Annotated in this window: 14 protein-coding genes and 1 pseudogene; 13 read left to right on the forward strand and 2 right to left on the reverse strand. The window is 52.5% G+C overall.

Annotated features, from left to right (window positions below; all coding sequences use genetic code 11):
- The first annotated feature begins 439 nt into the window (after positions 1-439).
- The 6 genes and pseudogenes from ACLTD4_RS17375 (at position 440) to ACLTD4_RS17400 (ending at position 5,846) form a co-directional block, all read left to right on the forward strand.
- Positions 440-1,153, forward strand: a complete 714-nt coding sequence (locus ACLTD4_RS17375) for a LytR/AlgR family response regulator transcription factor (protein WP_117622415.1) — start codon at positions 440-442, stop codon at positions 1,151-1,153.
- On the forward strand, positions 1,153-2,424 hold the full coding sequence (locus ACLTD4_RS17380) for a sensor histidine kinase (RefSeq protein ID WP_117634140.1): 1,272 nt from the start codon (positions 1,153-1,155) through the stop codon (positions 2,422-2,424). Before ACLTD4_RS17375 ends, ACLTD4_RS17380 begins: the two co-directional genes overlap by 1 nt.
- Before the next feature lie 246 nt (positions 2,425-2,670).
- The gene (locus tag ACLTD4_RS17385; RefSeq protein WP_117622450.1) at positions 2,671-3,444 is read left to right on the forward strand and encodes a hypothetical protein; all 774 of its coding nucleotides are present in this window, start codon (positions 2,671-2,673) and stop codon (positions 3,442-3,444) included.
- 135 nt (positions 3,445-3,579) lie between these two features.
- Positions 3,580-4,071, forward strand: a complete 492-nt coding sequence (locus ACLTD4_RS17390) for a hypothetical protein (protein WP_117622416.1) — start codon at positions 3,580-3,582, stop codon at positions 4,069-4,071.
- Between the two features lie 183 nt (positions 4,072-4,254).
- Positions 4,255-4,461 (forward strand): annotated as a pseudogene (locus ACLTD4_RS17395) (DUF362 domain-containing protein); the annotation flags it as partial.
- Positions 4,462-4,568: 107 nt separating this feature from the next.
- Positions 4,569-5,846, forward strand: a complete 1,278-nt coding sequence (locus tag ACLTD4_RS17400) for a 4Fe-4S dicluster domain-containing protein (RefSeq protein ID WP_055653715.1) — start codon at positions 4,569-4,571, stop codon at positions 5,844-5,846.
- A gap of 87 nt (positions 5,847-5,933) precedes the next feature.
- Here the strand turns inward: ACLTD4_RS17400 and ACLTD4_RS17405 are convergent, their stop codons facing one another.
- Positions 5,934-6,929: a GGDEF domain-containing protein gene (locus ACLTD4_RS17405; RefSeq protein WP_055653574.1), complete on the reverse strand. Its 996-nt coding sequence runs from the start codon at positions 6,927-6,929 to the stop codon at positions 5,934-5,936.
- Positions 6,930-7,173: 244 nt separating this feature from the next.
- Here ACLTD4_RS17405 and greA point away from each other — a divergent pair, with 244 nt between their 5' ends.
- Genes greA through ACLTD4_RS17420 form a run of 3 tightly spaced genes read left to right on the forward strand, consistent with a single transcriptional unit; the run spans position 7,174 to position 10,283 of the window.
- Entirely contained in the window at positions 7,174-7,677 is a 504-nt protein-coding gene (gene greA, locus ACLTD4_RS17410) for a transcription elongation factor GreA (RefSeq protein WP_002604655.1), read from the forward strand.
- 18 nt (positions 7,678-7,695) lie between these two features.
- Positions 7,696-8,949, forward strand: a complete 1,254-nt coding sequence (locus tag ACLTD4_RS17415) for an MFS transporter (protein WP_117622418.1) — start codon at positions 7,696-7,698, stop codon at positions 8,947-8,949.
- Positions 8,946-10,283: an MATE family efflux transporter gene (locus ACLTD4_RS17420; RefSeq protein ID WP_055653579.1), complete on the forward strand. Its 1,338-nt coding sequence runs from the start codon at positions 8,946-8,948 to the stop codon at positions 10,281-10,283. The genes ACLTD4_RS17415 and ACLTD4_RS17420 overlap by 4 nt, the downstream gene beginning before the upstream one ends.
- A 5-nt stretch (positions 10,284-10,288) precedes the next feature.
- On the opposite strand, the gene ACLTD4_RS17425 is transcribed toward ACLTD4_RS17420, so the two are convergent.
- Positions 10,289-11,665 (reverse strand): [FeFe] hydrogenase, group A, encoded by a 1,377-nt coding sequence (locus tag ACLTD4_RS17425; RefSeq protein ID WP_117622420.1) that lies wholly within the window; start codon positions 11,663-11,665, stop codon positions 10,289-10,291.
- 493 nt (positions 11,666-12,158) lie between these two features.
- On the opposite strand from ACLTD4_RS17425, the gene ACLTD4_RS17430 reads away from it, so the two are divergent.
- The 4 genes from ACLTD4_RS17430 to ACLTD4_RS17445 form a co-directional block, all read left to right on the forward strand.
- Positions 12,159-12,779: an HAD family hydrolase gene (locus ACLTD4_RS17430; RefSeq protein WP_117622421.1), complete on the forward strand. Its 621-nt coding sequence runs from the start codon at positions 12,159-12,161 to the stop codon at positions 12,777-12,779.
- Between the two features lie 39 nt (positions 12,780-12,818).
- Complete coding sequence (locus ACLTD4_RS17435; protein ID WP_117622422.1) at positions 12,819-13,682, forward strand: DNA-3-methyladenine glycosylase family protein; 864 nt, start codon at positions 12,819-12,821, stop codon at positions 13,680-13,682.
- 13 nt (positions 13,683-13,695) lie between these two features.
- Positions 13,696-17,067 carry a J domain-containing protein gene (locus ACLTD4_RS17440; protein WP_117622423.1) on the forward strand — a complete coding sequence of 1,124 codons (3,372 nt, stop codon included), beginning with the start codon at positions 13,696-13,698 and terminating at the stop codon, positions 17,065-17,067.
- Positions 17,064-17,781, forward strand: a 718-nt coding sequence (locus ACLTD4_RS17445; protein WP_412331442.1) for an Hsp70 family protein, incomplete at its 3' end; no start/stop codon positions are given. The genes ACLTD4_RS17440 and ACLTD4_RS17445, both read left to right, overlap by 4 nt.

Genomic DNA, 17,781 nt, shown 5'->3' on the forward strand with positions numbered 1-17,781 from the left:
TGTGAAAGCCTGAAAAGTTATGAAAACATGTTCGTAACAGACAAGTGACTGGAACATAACAGACAAAAAATGGGTATTTGAGATAAGACTGATATGGTGGTAGATCAACAAGCGTCAATAAAGGTTTGTCAGTAATAAATTTGATTAGCGGCGTTTTGATGTCTGGGCAAAAAGAGTTGGTCTGTTCCTTATGGCATTACTTACATTCGTTTTTTCGTTTTGTAAGTAGTTCTACATAGCAAAACCGCCCTTGTACTTTGGCGAGTAAGGGCGGTTCTTTAACTAAACTTATGGGTCAACCCCTTGTGGGCGGTTGTTCCTTTTCTATCTATAATATAACATGATATTAAATTCAATAAAATTTTGAGTAATTAAACAGTGTAGGATATTATCAGAATCTGTGGGATTTTTTGATACAGCGGGAAAGTGCGGGAGGTTTATGCTTCAGATTGCCATTTGTGATGATGAAAAATATTACCGGAAAACCATCCGGTTGCTCCTCACGGAATACTTAGAGAAGCGTGGGCTGGAGTACACGTTTTCCATATTTCTGTCAGGAGAAGAGTTCTTGAGCCTGCCGGAAAACGCCGTGAAATTTGACGTTGTGTTCATGGACATCAACATGAGCCGTGTGGACGGGATTGAGACGGCCGCCTGGATGAGGTCCCTTCATTCGGAGACGGAGATTGTGTTTGTGACGGCATTTATTCACTATACGCCGGAGGGATATAAGGTGGACGCGGTGCGGTTTATCATGAAGGACACCCTGGAGGCGGCTCTTCCGGAGTGTATGGATGCGGTTCTCAAGAGAAAACGGCTGGAGCAGGTGGAATTTTCCTGTGTGGAGGGGAATGTGAGGCTGTTTACGGATCGGATTCTCTACGTGGAGAGCCGGAAGCATAAGTGCGTCTTCTGTTATCAGGGAGCGGAGCCGGCGGCCTATCAGGTGTATTTAAAGCTGGATGAGATCGAAGGGAGGCTGAAGGAATACGGTTTTCTGCGAATCCATAAGAGCTATCTGGTAAATATGAAGCACGTGAGGCGGATCGGTAATTATGAGGCTGAGCTTGACAGCGGGGAACGGCTGCCCATTCCACGGCTCCGGTTCCAGGCGGTGAAAGAAGAGTATGCAGTATACAAAGGAGCGCTGTAATGGGGATTGTGATGCGAAATATCCTGTTGTGCCTGATGCTGGGGACTGGCTGCAGCATATACTATGAAACGATCGTGCCGGTGCGGGTCTGGCGCACAGCATGGGTGAAGTATACGGCGGTTCCGGCGTTTGCGCTGGGATTTCTGGTGATCGCATTTACGGAGATTCCGCCCTATATCCTGCAGCCGGTGAGAGTGATCGCCGTCCTGTGGCTGGCTTCGTGGATTTACTTTCAGATAAAGGCGGTGCAGAGTTTGATTCTTTCCGTGCTGTTCTGCGCGGCCATGTGGATCGTGACGGCCATTGTCGTGTCGGCCGTATACGCACTGCCCCCGGAATACCGGGGACTTGAGATGATCGAGGAAGAGTTGTCCTACAGTGTTCTGCTTTGTCTGATGCTGGTGTTTCATTTCCGGTACCGGAAGAAGATCAGCGGCCTTACTGGGGCGCAGTGGGCCAGGTTTGGGTATTTTCCCATATTCAGTATGATCGTGATTATGGCAATCAGTATGATGATGGGAGGCGGGGATACGGAGCGGCTGGTGGCGGTGGCCGGTTTTGGCGTCCTCAATGTGATTGCCCTGTATTTTATTGGAAATATTCTGGAGAAGGATGCCCAGGTGCAGGAGATGAGACTGCTCCAGGAACGCACACAGAACCAGATGAAGATGTACCAGAACATGCAGAAAAACTATGAACGGCAGAGGCGTGACCTGCACGACTACAAGAATCAGTTGACCTGCATCCAGGGCCTTCTTCTGGAGGACCGCAGGGAGGAGGCGCTCCATTATGTGGAAACGCTGAATGGAAGACTGCGAAAAAACGCGGATTTTGTAAACACAAACCATGCGGTTGTCAATGTGGTGCTAAATCAGAAGTATCAGAGCGCGCTGGAAAGAAATATTACGATGCTTCTGTCTGTCAACGATCTGTCCGGGCTGACGATGCGCGAGGAGGACTTAGTCACGCTGCTTGTCAATCTGCTGGACAATGCCGTGGAGGCATGCGAAAAGCTGGAGGAGAACCGGGTGATCCGGTTTAAGATGGTACTGGAGGAGGGGGAGTTGATCCTTTCGGTTAGAAATCCTGTGGCGGTGCCTGTCATCATTGACGGAAGAAGAATTGTTACTACGAAAAAGGATGGGGGGGGCAATCATGGAATCGGCCTGCTCAATGTGAATGGCGTGATTGAACGCAGCGGAGGAACCTCTGCGCTGCGATGTGAGGACGGTTGGTTTTGCTTTTCTGCGATGATTCCTGCTGCGGAGTAGGGAGGGATTGGCGGAGACAGTATTGTGAAGTTTATGATACGCAGTACTGGTTATCTGTTGAGGGGGAAAATGGAAGGAGGTGCCGGAAGGCGCCTCTTTTTGCTGCCGCACCGTCTGTTTGTGCTCCGGTTATTGTTCTGTGAGGCGAAGATTCCTATAATTAGGGGGACGAATCAGAGAAGCGGCTGGATTAGAGAAGCGGCTGGATCAGTGAATCTGACGTTTCACGGAAAGGAGAGAGGGCAAATGAAGGGACTGAAAATGAGGATTGTAATGGCAGCAGTGGTATGTGTCTGCCTGGCAGCCTGCGGAGGGAAGAGGAGTACTGCCAATGCAGAGACGCCGGAAGCGGCGGTTAAGTCGGCCATGGAGGCTTTACAGGCACTGGATTTAAGGACGTTTAATGCCTGCACGGATAATTATGTCAGCACCGAAAGAAACTGGCTGGGGATACCGGTGGAAAGGAGGTACCGGGTGTTCAACGAGCTGCAGCAGCCGGGGATCCTGCAGGGGGCGAAAGAGCGGTCTAATCAGGCGTTTGCGGAGAAGATGGTGGAGAATCTGTCCTGGGAGATCATCGGGGAGACGACAGAGGGCGGCCAGTCTGTCATTACCTTGCGCATCACGAATACGGATATGTCCAACGTCATGGGATATTATACGGTTCATATCCTGGAGAAAATGGTGGGCGGCCGGGGAACCGGGCTGAAGGAGCTGTTTGAGGAGATCGCGGAGTCTGATTACGACAGAGGCGGAGTCCTTCCATTTCTCGATGAGGCGGAGGGAAGTGTGACGACCGATGTGGAGGTGACGGTATGCCGGGAAAATAACAGATGGATTATGAAGATCACAGATCCATTTGTTGAGGCGTTTATGGGGAATTTCGGAACAGGGGAATTTTCGGATGAGGTGAAAGTGCGTATCGATGAACTGGAAAAGGAGTATGAAAAGAAGATGGACCAGTGGGGAGAGGACTTTGGCAGCCGGATCGAGCAGTGGGTGGAAGGGATTTTTGATTAAAATACCGCTAGAATTATGGAGTTAAAGCTATAGGCGATTGAAAAGGTAATTCAGAAGTAAGAAAGATGTAAGGTGCCCCAACCGGTATCGTGATGTATAATGAGGGTAAAGAACGGACCGGGAGGGGGATATCCAATGAGAAAAACAGTTCTGTTGTGGATTATGGCGGCTCTGACCGTGGGGGTCACAGCCTGTGGGAGCGCGGAGAAAGCAGAAGCAGTAAACGAATCAGAGTCAGAAGTGAAATCGTACTGCGCATATGTGGTCAGTCTGGGAACGGATACGATCGAGGTGGATATTGCCGAATACATTACGGATGAAGACACGGACCGGATGCGGGAACTGAATCTGACCGAGGGGGATATGCCGGATGGATACTATATTTATAATCCAGATGAGACAACGGAGACGCTGCAGCTGACGAAGGAGACCAATTATACGTTTATTGACTGGGGACGTGACTTCGTCGATGCGGATCTATATGAAGACCTTCTGATCAGCACCACCAGCCGGGAACTGTTTCGAAGCTATCTGAAGACGTATCGCGATTCGAGGCCGGGGATGCCGTTTTTCCTGGAGGTGGAGGACGAAACGGTTAAGAGTATTTTAGAGAAGCCCTTCATGTGAAGGAGAGGGCGAGACGGGATTATCGGAATTTGATAATCACTGTTTCGCCCTCTTTTCTGGTATTATTTTCTAAAATATGTTAATATTTCTATTAGCGGTACATGGTCCGGAAGGAGGCGGAAGATGGAGAAGAACGATATCGGTATCATTCACGGTACAGAATACCGGGCGATGACGAAGAAGCTTCTGAAGGACCATTGCCAGGCTGCGGTCACATGTGCATTAAAGAATCATAAAGGTGTGATTCCCAATTCGGAGAAAAGACGATTCTATACTTTGGGTTTACATAAACCGACCGCGCACCTGAATCCGATAGCGAGAACTGATTTTATTCCGGTGGATATGGTGAAGTTTCTGGAGGAACACTGGCGGCGGAAACCGGTAACGTAAGTGAATGAGGCGGTTTGAGAGGGTTGAAAAGGGGAAACGGCAGTAGACAGGACAGCAGCAATGAGCAGAATGGTGGCAATGAACAGAACAGAAAGAAGGAAACAAGAATGGGACATTTAACAACGCGGGACGCATACCGGAACTTAAGCGACCGTATCAATTGGTTTACACAGGGCGCACCTACTTCGGAGACCCTTTATAAGATACTGGAAGTGCTGTACACGGAGAAAGAGGCGAAATGGGTGGCACTCCTGCCTGTGCGCCCGTTTACGGTGAAGAAGGCGGCGAAGATCTGGCAGACGTCGGAGTTTAAGGCGGAGCGGCTGCTGGACCATTTATGCGAGAAGGCGCTTCTGGTGGACTCTTACCACAATGGAATCCGCAAGTTTGTGATGCCGCCGCCAATGGCTGGATTCATTGAATTTGCGTTGATGAGGACGAGAGGGGATATCGACCAGCACTATCTGGGGGAGCTTTACTACCAGTATATGAACGTGGAGGAAGATTTTATCAAGGACCTGTTCTTTGCCACGGAGACAAAGCTGGGCCGTGTGTATGTGCAGGAGCCGGTTCTGACCAATGACAAGACGAATCATATCCTGGATTACGAGCGTGCCACCCATATCGTGGAGGAGGCGGAGTACATCGGCCTGGGGCTTTGCTACTGCCGTCACAAGATGTTCCACGCAGGCCATCCGTGTGAGATCAATGCGCCCTGGGATGTCTGCCTTACGTTTGACAATGTGGCGCGTTCTCTGGCGCAGCATGGCGACTATGCACGGTTAATCTCCAAGGCGGAGGCGTTGGATGCCCTGGAACGCTCTTACGCCAGCAATCTGGTACAGATCGGGGAAAATGTACGGGAACATCCGGCATTCATCTGTAACTGCTGCGGCTGCTGCTGTGAGGCACTGCAGGCGGCAAGACATTTCAGTCCGATGCAGCCGGTGGCAACGACGAATTATATACCGGAAATATCCCTGGAGAACTGTGTGGGCTGCGGTAAGTGTGCCAAGGTCTGTCCGGTTCTGGCCATTTCCATGGAAGAAGGAGAGAATGGAAAGAAAAAGGCGGCTGTGAACAGGGAAATCTGTCTGGGCTGCGGCGTCTGCGCGAGAAACTGTGCGGTGAAGGCCATCGAACTGAAGAGACGCCCGGAGCAGATTATCACGCCGGTTAACAGCACGCACCGGTTTGTTCTTCAGGCGATTGAAAAGGGGACTTTGCAGAATCTGATTTTCGATAACCAGGCATTTGCCAATCACCGGGCGATGGCGGCTGTGTTTGCGTCTATTCTGGAGCTGCCTCCGGTCAAACAGGCGCTGGCGAGCAAACAGCTGAAATCGGTGTATCTGGACAGGCTGCTTTCCCATCATAAGAAGTAATGGAATAGAAGATGCAGAAGGAGATATAAAAACTCCGGAAAAGGTTCTGTGACCCTTTTCCGGAGTTTTTATGTGTTGGTTAGTTATTTAAGTGGTACCCGCCGGTTTTAGCGGATAGCAGTGATGCAGCAGCAGCTTGTCTTTAATCGCAGCCGTCTCCGCGTAAAAGGTTTCGGAGATTCTGTTGGCGATTAGCTCCGCATTCTGATTATCCACATCGGAGACCATGACGAGGTACTGGCAGCTGCTGTACTGGGTGAAGACATCGCCGAGGCGGAGGGAATGCTGGGTGACAGACTTTAAGGTATCCATCTGCAGCTCCCGCGTTTGAAGCATGGGGAAATCTCCGTTTTTGTCGGTCAAGGTAAATAGAATAATGTAGGCGCTTTCGCCGCTTCGACGCAGCCGGCGCTCTACAAAACGGTATATGCTTTTAAAGGTATCATAGTCCTGGCAGTAAGCCCCGGAGGTCAGCTCCTGTTCCGATAATTCGGAGCGGATTAACGCCATATCGATGTCGATGCCCTTTTTTGCGGCGGAACGGCGTTCCTCGGCGGCGGTCAGAGCCGGTTTCTTATTTTTCTTTTGCTTTTCGGCCAGAAGCAGCTGGTCGGCGCGGTCAAACAGACTTTTATAATCATCACCGGACTGATAGAGGCTTCCGCATACGGTGACGGAGATACCGTTGATAAGCGGGCTGGTCATCTGGATTCCTAAAAGGCGGGTCCGTATCTGGCGGCACCGCTCATCTACAAAACTCTGGTCCTGCGCAAGCGGCATATAGATGACGAATTCATCTCCGCCTACACGGCCCAGTATATCATTTTTAAAGGTCATGAGACTCAGAATCCGGACAACCTCCTGGATCACGGAATCGCCTCTGATATGACCGTATCGGTCATTGATCTGCTTGAACTGGTCCACGTCAAGCACGAAAAGGACACCGGTCTTTTTTTCGGCCAGCAGCTGGTTGATTTTTGTTTCTGTAGCACCACGGTTATAGATGCCGGTCAGCCAGTCGTGGCTGGCCAGATTGCTTAATATTTTGTTCTCCTCTTTCAAGGCTTCCAAATCCCGTTTCATATGTTATTATGCCCCCTGTCACTCTGCCTTAATGATACACAGAACCCCCCTGCAAGTCAAGAAATATAACTTGAAATGTATGAAAAGAGGTACGGAGTGCATATGCCGTGGAAGCTCCGGCTTGCCGTTTTGCAGGAAAGAAGGTAGAATAAATGATAATGGGAAGGTGCGGTGAAGGTGGAAATGAATCCGGCAATATGATATACTCATAAGATGGCAGAATGACAGAAAGGAATGCAGAATTATGTATGATAAGCTGACAAAGAATGATATTCAGAAAATGCAGGAAGAGATAAATCACAGGAAGCTGGTGGTCCGGAAGGAAGCGCTGGAAGCGGTCAAGGAAGCGCGGGCTCACGGAGATTTAAGCGAGAATTTCGAGTACCACGCGGCCAAGAAGGATAAGAACCAGAATGAGAGCCGGATCCGGTATTTGGAGAGAATGATCAAGACGGCGCAGATTGTATCCGATGAATCCCGGGAGGATGAGATTGGCCTTTACAATACGGTGGACTTATATTTTGAGGATGACGACGAGGTGGAGACGTATAAGCTGGTGACCACGGTGAGGGGAAATTCCATGAAGGGTCTTATCAGCTCGGAATCACCTCTGGGCAGCGCCATTATGGGGCACAGGGTGGGAGACCGGGTCTATGTGAGGATTAACGAAAAGGCGGGATACTACGTGGTGGTGAAACGTCTGGAGAATACGACGGACGACGGGAGTGACAAGCTGAGAAGCTATTAAAGCCGCGGGAGGCGAAGTATGAAAAAAACACAGGGTGACGGCGGTCTTACGATAAAATATGCGGCGCTTCAGGGAAACTACTGGATGCTGTTTGGTTCGGTCTTTACGTTTATAGCGGTATTTCTGCTGTCCCGGGGATTTTCGGCGGGCGGTGTCGGTGTTCTGATGGCCCTTGGAAATATTACGGGGGCAGTCCTGCAGCCGTGGATTGCCGCTGTGGCGGATAAGAGTGAGAAATATACGCTGAAACAGATGATGATGTGTATCACCGTCCTTGGAATTATTCCGGCGGCAGCGCTGGCGCTCGTACCGGGATCCCGGTATCTGGCAGCAGGCCTGCTCATGGTGGTTATGGCCGTGGTAAGCGTTCAGCAGCCTCTGGTCAATGCGGTGAACGGATATTACTTAAGCCGCGGGAAATCCATGAACTTCGGGATTGCGAGAGGAACGGGCTCCCTGGGATTTGCGGTTCTTTCCTGGATTATGGGGTATTTTGTGGCGTCTTTCGGTGAAAATGTGATCCCCATTGCCATCTGCTTCCTGCTGGTCACCATGCTGGCAGTGCTTTCCTCATTTCGGATGGAACGAGGGAGGGAAAGTGGCGCAGAAATGGCGGAGAGTGCAAAAAAGCCTTCGGAGATCCCGTCAAAAGGAGATGTCATTTCCCGTACACAGGGCAGCGGCTGGGGGCTGATCAGGAAATACAGGAAGTTTTTTCTGGTGCTGGCCGGCATTGTATTTTTGTTCGCTTTTCACAATATGGTTAATACCTATTTAATACAGATCATGGAGCGGTTCGGCGGGGACAGCTCTGATATGGGAACGTCTATAGCCATTGCCGCGGTCTGTGAGATTCCGGTGATGGTGATGTTTTCAAAGATCGCAGAGAGAATCAGGCCCAACCGCCTGCTTAAGATCGCGGGTCTGGGCTTCCTGCTGAAAGCCGCTGCAATCTGGATGGCTGGCAGTGTGCTGCTGGTCCATGCAAGCCAGCTGCTTCAGGCCCTGTCCTTCGCGATCCTGATCCCGGCCTCCGTCTACTATTCGGATGAGGTGATGGAAGAGCAGGACCGGGTAAAGGGGCAGGCCTTCATTACCGCGGCTATCACGGTCGGCGGAATGGTGGGCAATCTCTTTGGCGGAAAGATCATTGACGCAGCAGGGGTTCCGGCTATGCTGACCATCGGTGTGGCCTGCGCGGGAGCCGGCATGCTCTTCGTCTGGATCGGTGCGGTTCCGGCGAAAGAAAGGGGATCAGACGGCACATTATGATGAAGGACATGACAAAGGGGAAGATACCGTCAGAGCTGATCAGGTTTTCTATCCCGCTGATTCTGGGCAACTTGTTTCAGCTGACCTATAACGCGGTGGACTCGATCATCGTCGGCAGATGGGCGGGAGAGAATGCCCTTGCGGCGGTGGGAACGGCGAATCCCGTGATGAACATTGTGATCCTGGGGATTACCGGTATCTGTATAGGGGCCTCGGTATTAATGAGCGAATTCTTTGGGGCGGGCCGCGGGGAACAGCTGAAGCGCCAGGTATCCACCACGCTGATCTTCGGCTGCTTCTTTTCGGCTGTCGTGGTTCTCCTGGGAGTGCTGCTTTCGGTCCCGGTTATGAGGGCACTGCGGGTGCCGGAGGAGATATTCGGGGACGCAGTGGTGTATCTGAGGATTATCTTTCTCGGAATGCCGTTTACCTATCTGTATAACGCGGTGGCGTCCGCCCTGCGGAGTGTGGGAGATTCCAGGACGCCGGTCCGTTTCCTGGCAATGGCCTCGGTGCTTAACGGCTGTCTGGACCTGGTGTTTGTCGCCGGCTTTGGCATGGGAGTCGTGGGGGCGGCGCTGGCCACGGATATCGCGGAGGCGGTGTCCGCAGTCCTGTGTGTCGTCTACGTTTACCGGAAGGTACCTCTGCTGCAGCTGAAACGTGAGGATATCCGCATGGATAGAGAACTGCTGAAGCTGACGCTGAAGCACGGCTCCATTACAGCGCTGCAGCAGTCCTGCCAGCCCATTGGCAAGCTTCTGATCCAGGGAGCCATCAATCCGCTGGGGGTCAGTACGATAGCGGCATTTAATGCGGTGAACCGGGTGGATGATTTTGCATTTACTCCGGAACAGAGTATCTCGAGTGGTATGATGACGTTTATCGCCCAGAACCGGGGGGCAGGAAAGAAAGAACGCGTGAAGAAAGGATTCCGGTACGGTCTCCTCGTCGAAGCAGGATACTGGGTGATAATCTGCACAGCGATCCTGCTTCTGAAGGAGCCTCTGATGAGGCTGTTTGTATCGGAAGGAGATACAAAGATGGTGGCGCCCGGCGTGGAGTATTTGAGCCTGATGGCATTCTTTTATCTGATGCCGGCATTTACCAACGGAATCCAGGGTTTTTTCAGGGGAATGGGGAATATGTCGATTACGCTGGTCTCCACGCTGATCCAGATCACCTTCCGTGTTGTCTTCGTATATCTTCTGGTGCCGCGGATGGGAATGACAGGGGTCGCCTGGGCCTGTCTGATTGGCTGGAGTTTCATGCTCATGGCGGAAGTTCCGTATTACTTCTGGTTTAAACGCCGCCACGAGCTGTTAAAGAATTAAATCAATCAACTTTTGCCCAAATCGCTGCTTCTGTCTATGTAGGAGGTGTGAAGCATCTCCTCCGCGAGAGGGCTGAGCGGTTTTTCGTAGAAATTCTTATAAATGGCTTTTATCTCCGGGTTTTCATGGGATAAACGCAGCTTCATCTGGCGGTCTCTCGCGTAGAGGCCGTCAATTCGTTTCTGGCGCAGTCCGTCGCCGGAGAAGTTCTTGTCCTTCGGCTGTCCGCCGCCGCCGATACAGCCGCCCGGGCAGGTCATGACTTCTATGAACTGATAGAACTTTTCACCGCGTTTGATGCTGTCCAGCAGCCGTCTGGCGTTGGCTGTGCCGTATACGACGGCGATGTCCAGCCTGGTTCCCGCGATGGTCAGAGAAGCCTCCTTCGTGCCGGCAAGTCCGCGGACTTCCTTAAGGTCATATAGGTCATCGGGTACAGGTTCGCCTGTGAGGGCGGCATAGGCAGTGCGGACCGCGGCCTCCATGACGCCGCCGGTATTGCCGAAGATCACACCTGCGCCGGAACCCTTTCCCATAAATGGATCGTATCCGGCCGGTTCCAGGGCGAGGAAATCAATGCCCTGGAACCGGGCCCACTGGGCCAGTTCTCTTGTGGTGATGACGTAGTCCATATCACGCATGCCGTCGATTCCCAGCGTTTTGCCTGCAGAACACATCTCCTCACGGCGAATCTCGAATTTCTTTGCGGTACATGGGGTGACCGCCACGTTTACGATCTTTTTCGGGTCCAGGTTTTCCTGATTGGCAAAATACGTCTTGATGGTCGGACCCTGCATACCGATGGGGCTCTTGGAGGTAGAGAGATTTTCCTTGAATTCAGGATAGTACGTCTCCACAAATTTTACCCAGGCGGGGCAGCAGCTGGTGAGCTGGGGAATGGGGATATTATTGCTGGTTAACCGGCGGATCAGTTCGTTGGCCTCTTCCATAATGGTTAAGTCGGCTGCGAAGTTGGTGTCCAGAACGTAATCACCGCCCAGGGCGCGAAGCAGCGCAACCATGCGGTCTTCCACAAAGCTTCCCTCTTCCATGCCGAATTCCTCTCCGAGTGCCACGCGCACAGACGGCGATGTGGAGAAAATGACGATTTTGTCGGGATCGTTCACGGCCGCTTTTACGCTTTCCCATTCAGGAACTTCTGTAATACAGCCGACAGGACAGACATTGGCGCACTGACCACAGTGAATGCAGATGGCGGTGTCGCCCGTCTTTAACAGATCATAGTAGCCTGCGACTCCGATGGACTCGGTACAGACCGTTTTACACTGGCCGCATTTGATACACAATTCCTCATGCCGCATGACAGAGGGATTATCCGGCTCGATGGGGACCCGGATGTCAGTAAATAGGTGTTTGCTCATGTGAATATTCCTCCTGGGTATGAATTAATAACAGTAACTATTATTAATTATAAAACTTCTGACATATTTTGTCAATGGCGTTCTTCTGTTTTTCGAATTCTTTGCCTGTTCCTTTTGCGATGGCGGATGACGGCCGGAGAGCATCGTAAAGAAATCGTGAAGATTCGGGAAATGCCATTGTAAGAAAGGCGCGGAGGCGGTATAATTTTCTTGTAATTAAGGAAGCAGCCCCCCCAATAATAATGTTTCCAACCAACACATTTCCCCGTCCGGGAACCACAGCCGTTGATTCAGCCGCTGTGGTTTTCGGGCGGGGGATTTTTTATTTCATAGGGTGCGCCCTATGAAATAAAAACCCTCCGGGAGGATGCGCACTCCGCGCTAAGGAAGTATGGCCGCTGAAGCAGCCGCGCTCCGTGGGTTTTCTTGACGGATAGGGGAATATCCGATACAATGTAGACATCTGTAATTACAAGAGACGGGAGATAAGAAGATGATAAAGAATATTGTATTTGATATGGGTAAAGTGCTGGTTGGCTATGACGCGGACAGAGTCTGCGGCCATTACATGGACGATGAGGAGGAGAAAAAGGCGGTCAGCACCAGCGTGTTTGTGTCGCCGGAATGGCTGATGCTGGATATGGGCGTGATTTCGGAGGAAGAGGCTTTAAAACGGATGCAGGCCAGACTGGAAACGGATCATGCGAAGGAGATGGCGGCCCTCTGCCTGGCGCACTGGCATGAGTATAACATGTGGCCTATGGAGAGTATGGGGGAGCTGGTCCGGGAACTGAAGGCGATGGGGTACGGAATCTACCTCTGCTCCAACGCGTCTGAACGGCTTCTGGAATGTTACCGGATTATCCCGGGCATCGAATGCTTTGACGGAATCCTCTTTTCTGCGGAGGTGAAATGCGTGAAGCCGCAGAAGGAGATGTACCAGCATTTATTTGAAAGGTTCCATTTAAAGCCGGAGGAATGTTTCTTCATTGATGATGTGATGTTAAATATCGAAGGCGCCAGAGCCTGCGGTATGGACGGATACTGTTTTGCGGATGGCGATGAGGCGGCACTCCGGGCTGCTTTGAAGCGGTTGAACAGAAATGCGGATTAGATTATGTCTGTGTCTGCACCAATAGAATGGAGACCATGAATGTACGAGACAGAGATTAAAAATATGGATTTGGACCAGCTGGCGAAGTCCGGCCAGTGCTTCCGTATGCGGCTCGTTGCGGAAACGGAGCATGGCGGAATATGGTCCGCGGCCGCCGGGGGGCGGTATGTGGAAGTCATGCAGAATGGGAGCCATTTCCTGTTTTCCTGTGAGGAAGACGAATTTGAAGGGGGGTGGCGTACGTATTTCGATATGGATACGGACTATGAGGCGGTAAAATGTTCGGTGGACCCGGAGGATGAGTACCTGCAGGCGGCCATGGCCTTTGGCGGCGGCGTGCGTATTCTCCGCCAGGATCTGTGGGAGATGATCGTCACCTTCCTGATTTCTCAGAATAATAATATTCCCCGGATCCGAAACAGCGTGGACGCACTGTGTGCGAAATTCGGGGAAAGGAAAACCGGTATCGGGCTGGTTTTGGAACCGGATGGCTGTGTGAAACCGGTGGAGAAGACGTATGACTCATTTCCGGAGGCCGGGGCGGTGGCGGCGGGCGGTCTGGAAGGGCTTGCCGGCCTGGGACTCGGATACCGGGATAAGTACATATGGACCATGGCGGAGAAATGCAGCGGCCCGGACGGCGCAAAGTGGCTGGATGACCTGCGCGCCGCCGACTATCACACGGCTCACGGCATGCTCACAGCAGAATTCGGCATCGGCAGAAAGGTAGCCGACTGTGTTTGCTTATTCGGGCTTCACCACGTGGAGGCATTTCCGGTGGACACTCATGTAAAACAGATTGTGAACACTTATTATCCCGGCGGTTTTCCGCTCGAACGGTATCGGGGATACGCGGGGATTCTGCAGCAGTACATGTTTTATTATAAACTGAACGATAAGTAAGGCAGGGGATCTTATGGAAAAAGAAATGAGTTTTCATATCCTGGGTATCGAAGAGACGAAGGATGAGAACGCCGTGAAAATGGCTTACAGGAAGCTTCTGAAGGAGACGAATCCGGAAGACGACCCGGAGGGCTTTAAACGCCTGCGAACGGCGTACGAGACTGCGGCGGCATTTGCCGCGAAGCCGGATGATGAGACGGAACCGGAAAATGGCGGCGGTACGGAGGAAAAGACTGCGGTTGACGCGTGGATCGACCGGGTCGACGAGTGCTACCGCGATGTATACGACCGCGCCGATGAGCAGGCGTGGAGGGAGCTTCTGGAGGATCCGGTCTGTGACGGTCTGGATACGTCGCTGGAGGCCAGAGAGCGGCTTCTGGCCTATCTGATGAATCATGTCTATCTGCCGCAGAAGATATGGAAGCTGTTGGATAAAAACTTTCAGATTGTGGAAGACATCGAATTTCTGGAAGAGAAATTTCCAAAGAATTTTTTGAATTATGTCGAATATTATGTGGGACATGAGGGCTTCATCCGGTTCGAATATTTCCGGCGCAGGGGCGCGGGGGAAGAGAATGTGGACGGCTATCTGGACCACTATTTTGCGGTGAAGAAAAAGACGGACAGGAATGAATTCGAGGGATGCGCGCAGGAGCTGGACGATCTGGCGGCGTTTGGTGTCTGGCATCCTTATGAGGAGGTGGAGCGTCTGCGTCTCCTGCTTGCGGAGGAGGATGCGGCCGGCGCGGCGCGTCTCGCCGATGAGCTGGAGGAAACATGCGGCGGTTCCATGAGAAATGACCCTTATATCTGGTCCTATATCGGACGTGTCCGTTACCGGGAAGGAAAAAAGGATGAGGCCTATGCCGTCTGGACCCGAGTGCTGGACGACTATCCGGACTATTATCAGGCTAAAACCGGCGCAGTCTCCTGTCTGATGGAGAAGGGGCGGTACTGGCAGGCGCGGGAATGGATGATGGAGATTCTGGAGCTGGACGGGCGTGATGAGGAGATTCTGAGCCGGCTGAAGGAGGCCAATGAGGCGCTTATCACAAGGCTTCAGGAAAATCCGGAGTACCATGAAGAGGGAAAGGACATCCCGGCGGGAGAGGGGGCCATTGAGCTGGCCTGGTGCCTGTTCCAGAATGAAAGGCTCGATGAGACGATCCGGTATCTGGAGAACTATACACCGGAAGAGGGACAGGAATACAGCTACACCAATCTGTTCGGCCGTGTTTTATATCAGGCAGAGCGCTATCAGGAAGCGCGCCCCTATTTAGAGGAGTGGCTCCGTATGATTACCGGGACCGTAGATGACGGGACGCAGGAGAATCAGAGGCGGAGATCCAGACTGGGGCGGGCGCTCTATATTCTGGGCGGATGCTGTTACCAGTTGGGGGAACAGGAGGAGGCGGCCGCATATGTGGAACGGGCGGCGAAAGAAGCGGACAGCCAGCAGGAGCGGATGGGGTACCGTCAGTACCTCGCCCACATTCTCTGTGAGTCGAAGCAGTATGAGCAGGCGGTGGATGTCTGCGATCAGATTCTGGAGGAAGACGAGAATTACTATCCGGCCTATTTAATCAGACAGGAAGCGTGCTATGAGCTGAGAAAGGGTCAGCAGGTCGTGGATGATTACCACCGGGCGGTAGGCATTTTCGCCGGATATTATAAGCCGTATCTTTTGGCGGCGCAGGTATTTTTCTATCATAACCAGTTTGAGGATGCCAAGGGAGTCATCGACCGGGCAAAGGAGAACGGGGTGGAGTTTTCCAGCTGCCTCAAGCTGTATGAGGTGAAGATTCTGCGCAATCTGGCCGGGAAGAAGGAGGACCGGGAGCTTCCCTTAAAGCTTTGCGGGGAGCTGATGAAGGAGATCGAGGGTGAAACGGATATTGAGGATACTTCCGAGGTGGAATTCGAGACGGCCCTCCTCCACTGGGATAACGATGAGTTTCAGGAGGCCCTGTCCCACATGGCCGAGGCCATTCGGAAAAATGCGGGCCGGATGCAGTACCGGCTGGTGCGCGGGAACATTTATCTGGATATGAAGAAATATAATGAGGCACTGACGGAATACGCCGGCGCCGAGGAGGTCTATCGCAGCTCGCCCTCCCTCTATTATAACCGGGGACTGTGCTATGAGGGAAAGAAGATGAAGGCGCAGGCCGCCGAGAACTTTGAAAAGGCGCTGGAACTCCAGGAGGGATATCGGGATGCCTGCGAGAAGCTGGCGGATTACTACCGGGAAAAATATGAGGATCAGTACAAACGGGCCGATTTTGACACTTCTATCGCCTATATCAGCCGTCAGATCGCGGTTACGGAGAACTGCTACTATCTGGTGCACCGTGGCCTGATCTACATGAACGCCATGGAACTCGACGAGGCCATACGCGACTTCGAGAAAGCGCTCGAGTATGTCCCGGAGGACTGGGCGGCGCATAATAATCTGGGGTGCTGCTATAAGTATCTGGGCCGTTTTGAGGAGGCCATCGGATATTTCGAGAAGGCCGTGGAATATATGGAGGACAGCAAAAGCCTGCTTCCGTACAGCAATATGGCCGACTGCTACGAGGCGCTTGGGGATTACCGGAAAGCGATCGAATGCTATCAGAAGGATCTGAAGCTGTTTCCGGATTACACATCGTTCTGGAAGGAGATTGGCCAGCTTTACGCCTACCTTGGGGAGTATGACAGGGCGGAGGAGGCCTACGGCCATACGACGAAAATGGACGACTACTACAGCCGTATGGGTGATCTGTGGTTTTACCAGGGAAACGATAAAAAGGCCCTGCATTTTTATAAGAAAGGGATTGAGAACGCGGCGGCGGATAAGAAGGCGGAGCGGCAGTCCGATTTAGGCCAGGCTTATATGGATCAACTACAAAACTATTCGAAGGCGGCGGCCTGGCTGAAACGGGCGATTGCCAGAACGACGGATCACGGCGATTTATTCGACTATGAGCGGTATCTTGCGCGGGCGTATTACCTGATGGGCAAATACGGTCCGGCAAAGGAACATGCGAAGGCGGCGCTGGAGCATTTTAAGCAGTCCGGAGAGGGAACGGAGGAGGACTATTTGGCCTACGGCCCCTACAAACCGGCCCGGGAAGGCGTGATGGGCTGGCTGTATCTGGCGATGGGAGAACGGGAGAAGGGCATGGAGCTGTTCGGGCAGATGGACCGGGGATACCGGTGCAAGGGCTGCCGCTACCAGGGCTGCTATGAGAAATACCTTTTCCAGGGCTGGTGTTACGAGGCCATGGGCGATCAGGAGAACGCGCTTCTCATGTACCGGGAGGCGGTACGGCTGGATCCCCATTCTATCGCGGTGATGTGTGCGCTGGATAATTTACAGAAGAAGGTGGACAGAAAGAAATGATCATTGGAATCGATTTGGGAACGACCAACAGCCTGGCGGCTTATTATACAGATGAGGGGCCGAAGATCATTCCGAACCGGCTGGGGAGGCGTTTGACGCCCTCCGTAGTCAGTATGGATTCGGAGACTCCCCCTCACATTCGTTCGGCGGAATGTGCGGAGACTCCCCCTCACATTCGTTCGGCGGAAGATGAGGAATATCAGGTTTATGTGGGGGACTCTGCGGTGGAACGCGGACTGCTCCATCCGGAGAGTACGGCCAGCGTCTTTAAACGTGATATGGGAAGCAGGAAGCAGTTTCATTTGGGTCATAAAAGCTTTCTGGCTGAGGAACTCTCCTCCTTTGTGCTCCGGGCGCTGAAGGAGGATGCGGAACACTATCTCGGGGAAGAGGTGACGGAGGCGGTGATCAGCGTGCCGGCCTATTTTAACGATGCCAGAAGGCGTGCGACCAAGCGGGCCGGGGAACTGGCGGGTCTCAAGGTGGAGCGGATCATCAGCGAGCCTACGGCGGCGGCCATCGCCTACGGACTGTATCAGAACCGGGAGCATGCCAGATTTCTGGTGTTTGATCTGGGCGGTGGGACGTTTGACGTATCCATTCTGGAGCTTTACGATACCATCTTAGAGGTGCGCGCCGTGGCGGGCGATAATTTCCTGGGAGGGGAGGACTTCACGGCGGTTCTGGAGGACATGTTCTTCGAGAAATACCGGG

It is taken from the genome of Hungatella sp., assembly GCF_046966825.1.

Excerpts from the sequence above, each read along its gene's own strand:
- ACLTD4_RS17405 (WP_055653574.1), bottom strand. The coding sequence starts at position 6,929 with ATGAAACGGGATTTGGAAGCCTTGAAAGAGGAGAACAAAATATTAAGC.
- ACLTD4_RS17390 (WP_117622416.1), top strand. The coding sequence starts at position 3,580 with ATGAGAAAAACAGTTCTGTTGTGGATTATGGCGGCTCTGACCGTGGGG.
- ACLTD4_RS17435 (WP_117622422.1), top strand. The coding sequence starts at position 12,819 with ATGTACGAGACAGAGATTAAAAATATGGATTTGGACCAGCTGGCGAAG.
- ACLTD4_RS17440 (WP_117622423.1), top strand. The coding sequence starts at position 13,696 with ATGGAAAAAGAAATGAGTTTTCATATCCTGGGTATCGAAGAGACGAAG.
- ACLTD4_RS17380 (WP_117634140.1), top strand. The coding sequence starts at position 1,153 with ATGGGGATTGTGATGCGAAATATCCTGTTGTGCCTGATGCTGGGGACT.
- greA (WP_002604655.1), top strand. The coding sequence starts at position 7,174 with ATGTATGATAAGCTGACAAAGAATGATATTCAGAAAATGCAGGAAGAG.
- ACLTD4_RS17430 (WP_117622421.1), top strand. The coding sequence starts at position 12,159 with ATGATAAAGAATATTGTATTTGATATGGGTAAAGTGCTGGTTGGCTAT.
- ACLTD4_RS17425 (WP_117622420.1), bottom strand. The coding sequence starts at position 11,665 with ATGAGCAAACACCTATTTACTGACATCCGGGTCCCCATCGAGCCGGAT.
- ACLTD4_RS17375 (WP_117622415.1), top strand. The coding sequence starts at position 440 with ATGCTTCAGATTGCCATTTGTGATGATGAAAAATATTACCGGAAAACC.
- ACLTD4_RS17385 (WP_117622450.1), top strand. The coding sequence starts at position 2,671 with ATGAAGGGACTGAAAATGAGGATTGTAATGGCAGCAGTGGTATGTGTC.
- ACLTD4_RS17420 (WP_055653579.1), top strand. The coding sequence starts at position 8,946 with ATGATGAAGGACATGACAAAGGGGAAGATACCGTCAGAGCTGATCAGG.
- ACLTD4_RS17415 (WP_117622418.1), top strand. The coding sequence starts at position 7,696 with ATGAAAAAAACACAGGGTGACGGCGGTCTTACGATAAAATATGCGGCG.
- ACLTD4_RS17400 (WP_055653715.1), top strand. The coding sequence starts at position 4,569 with ATGGGACATTTAACAACGCGGGACGCATACCGGAACTTAAGCGACCGT.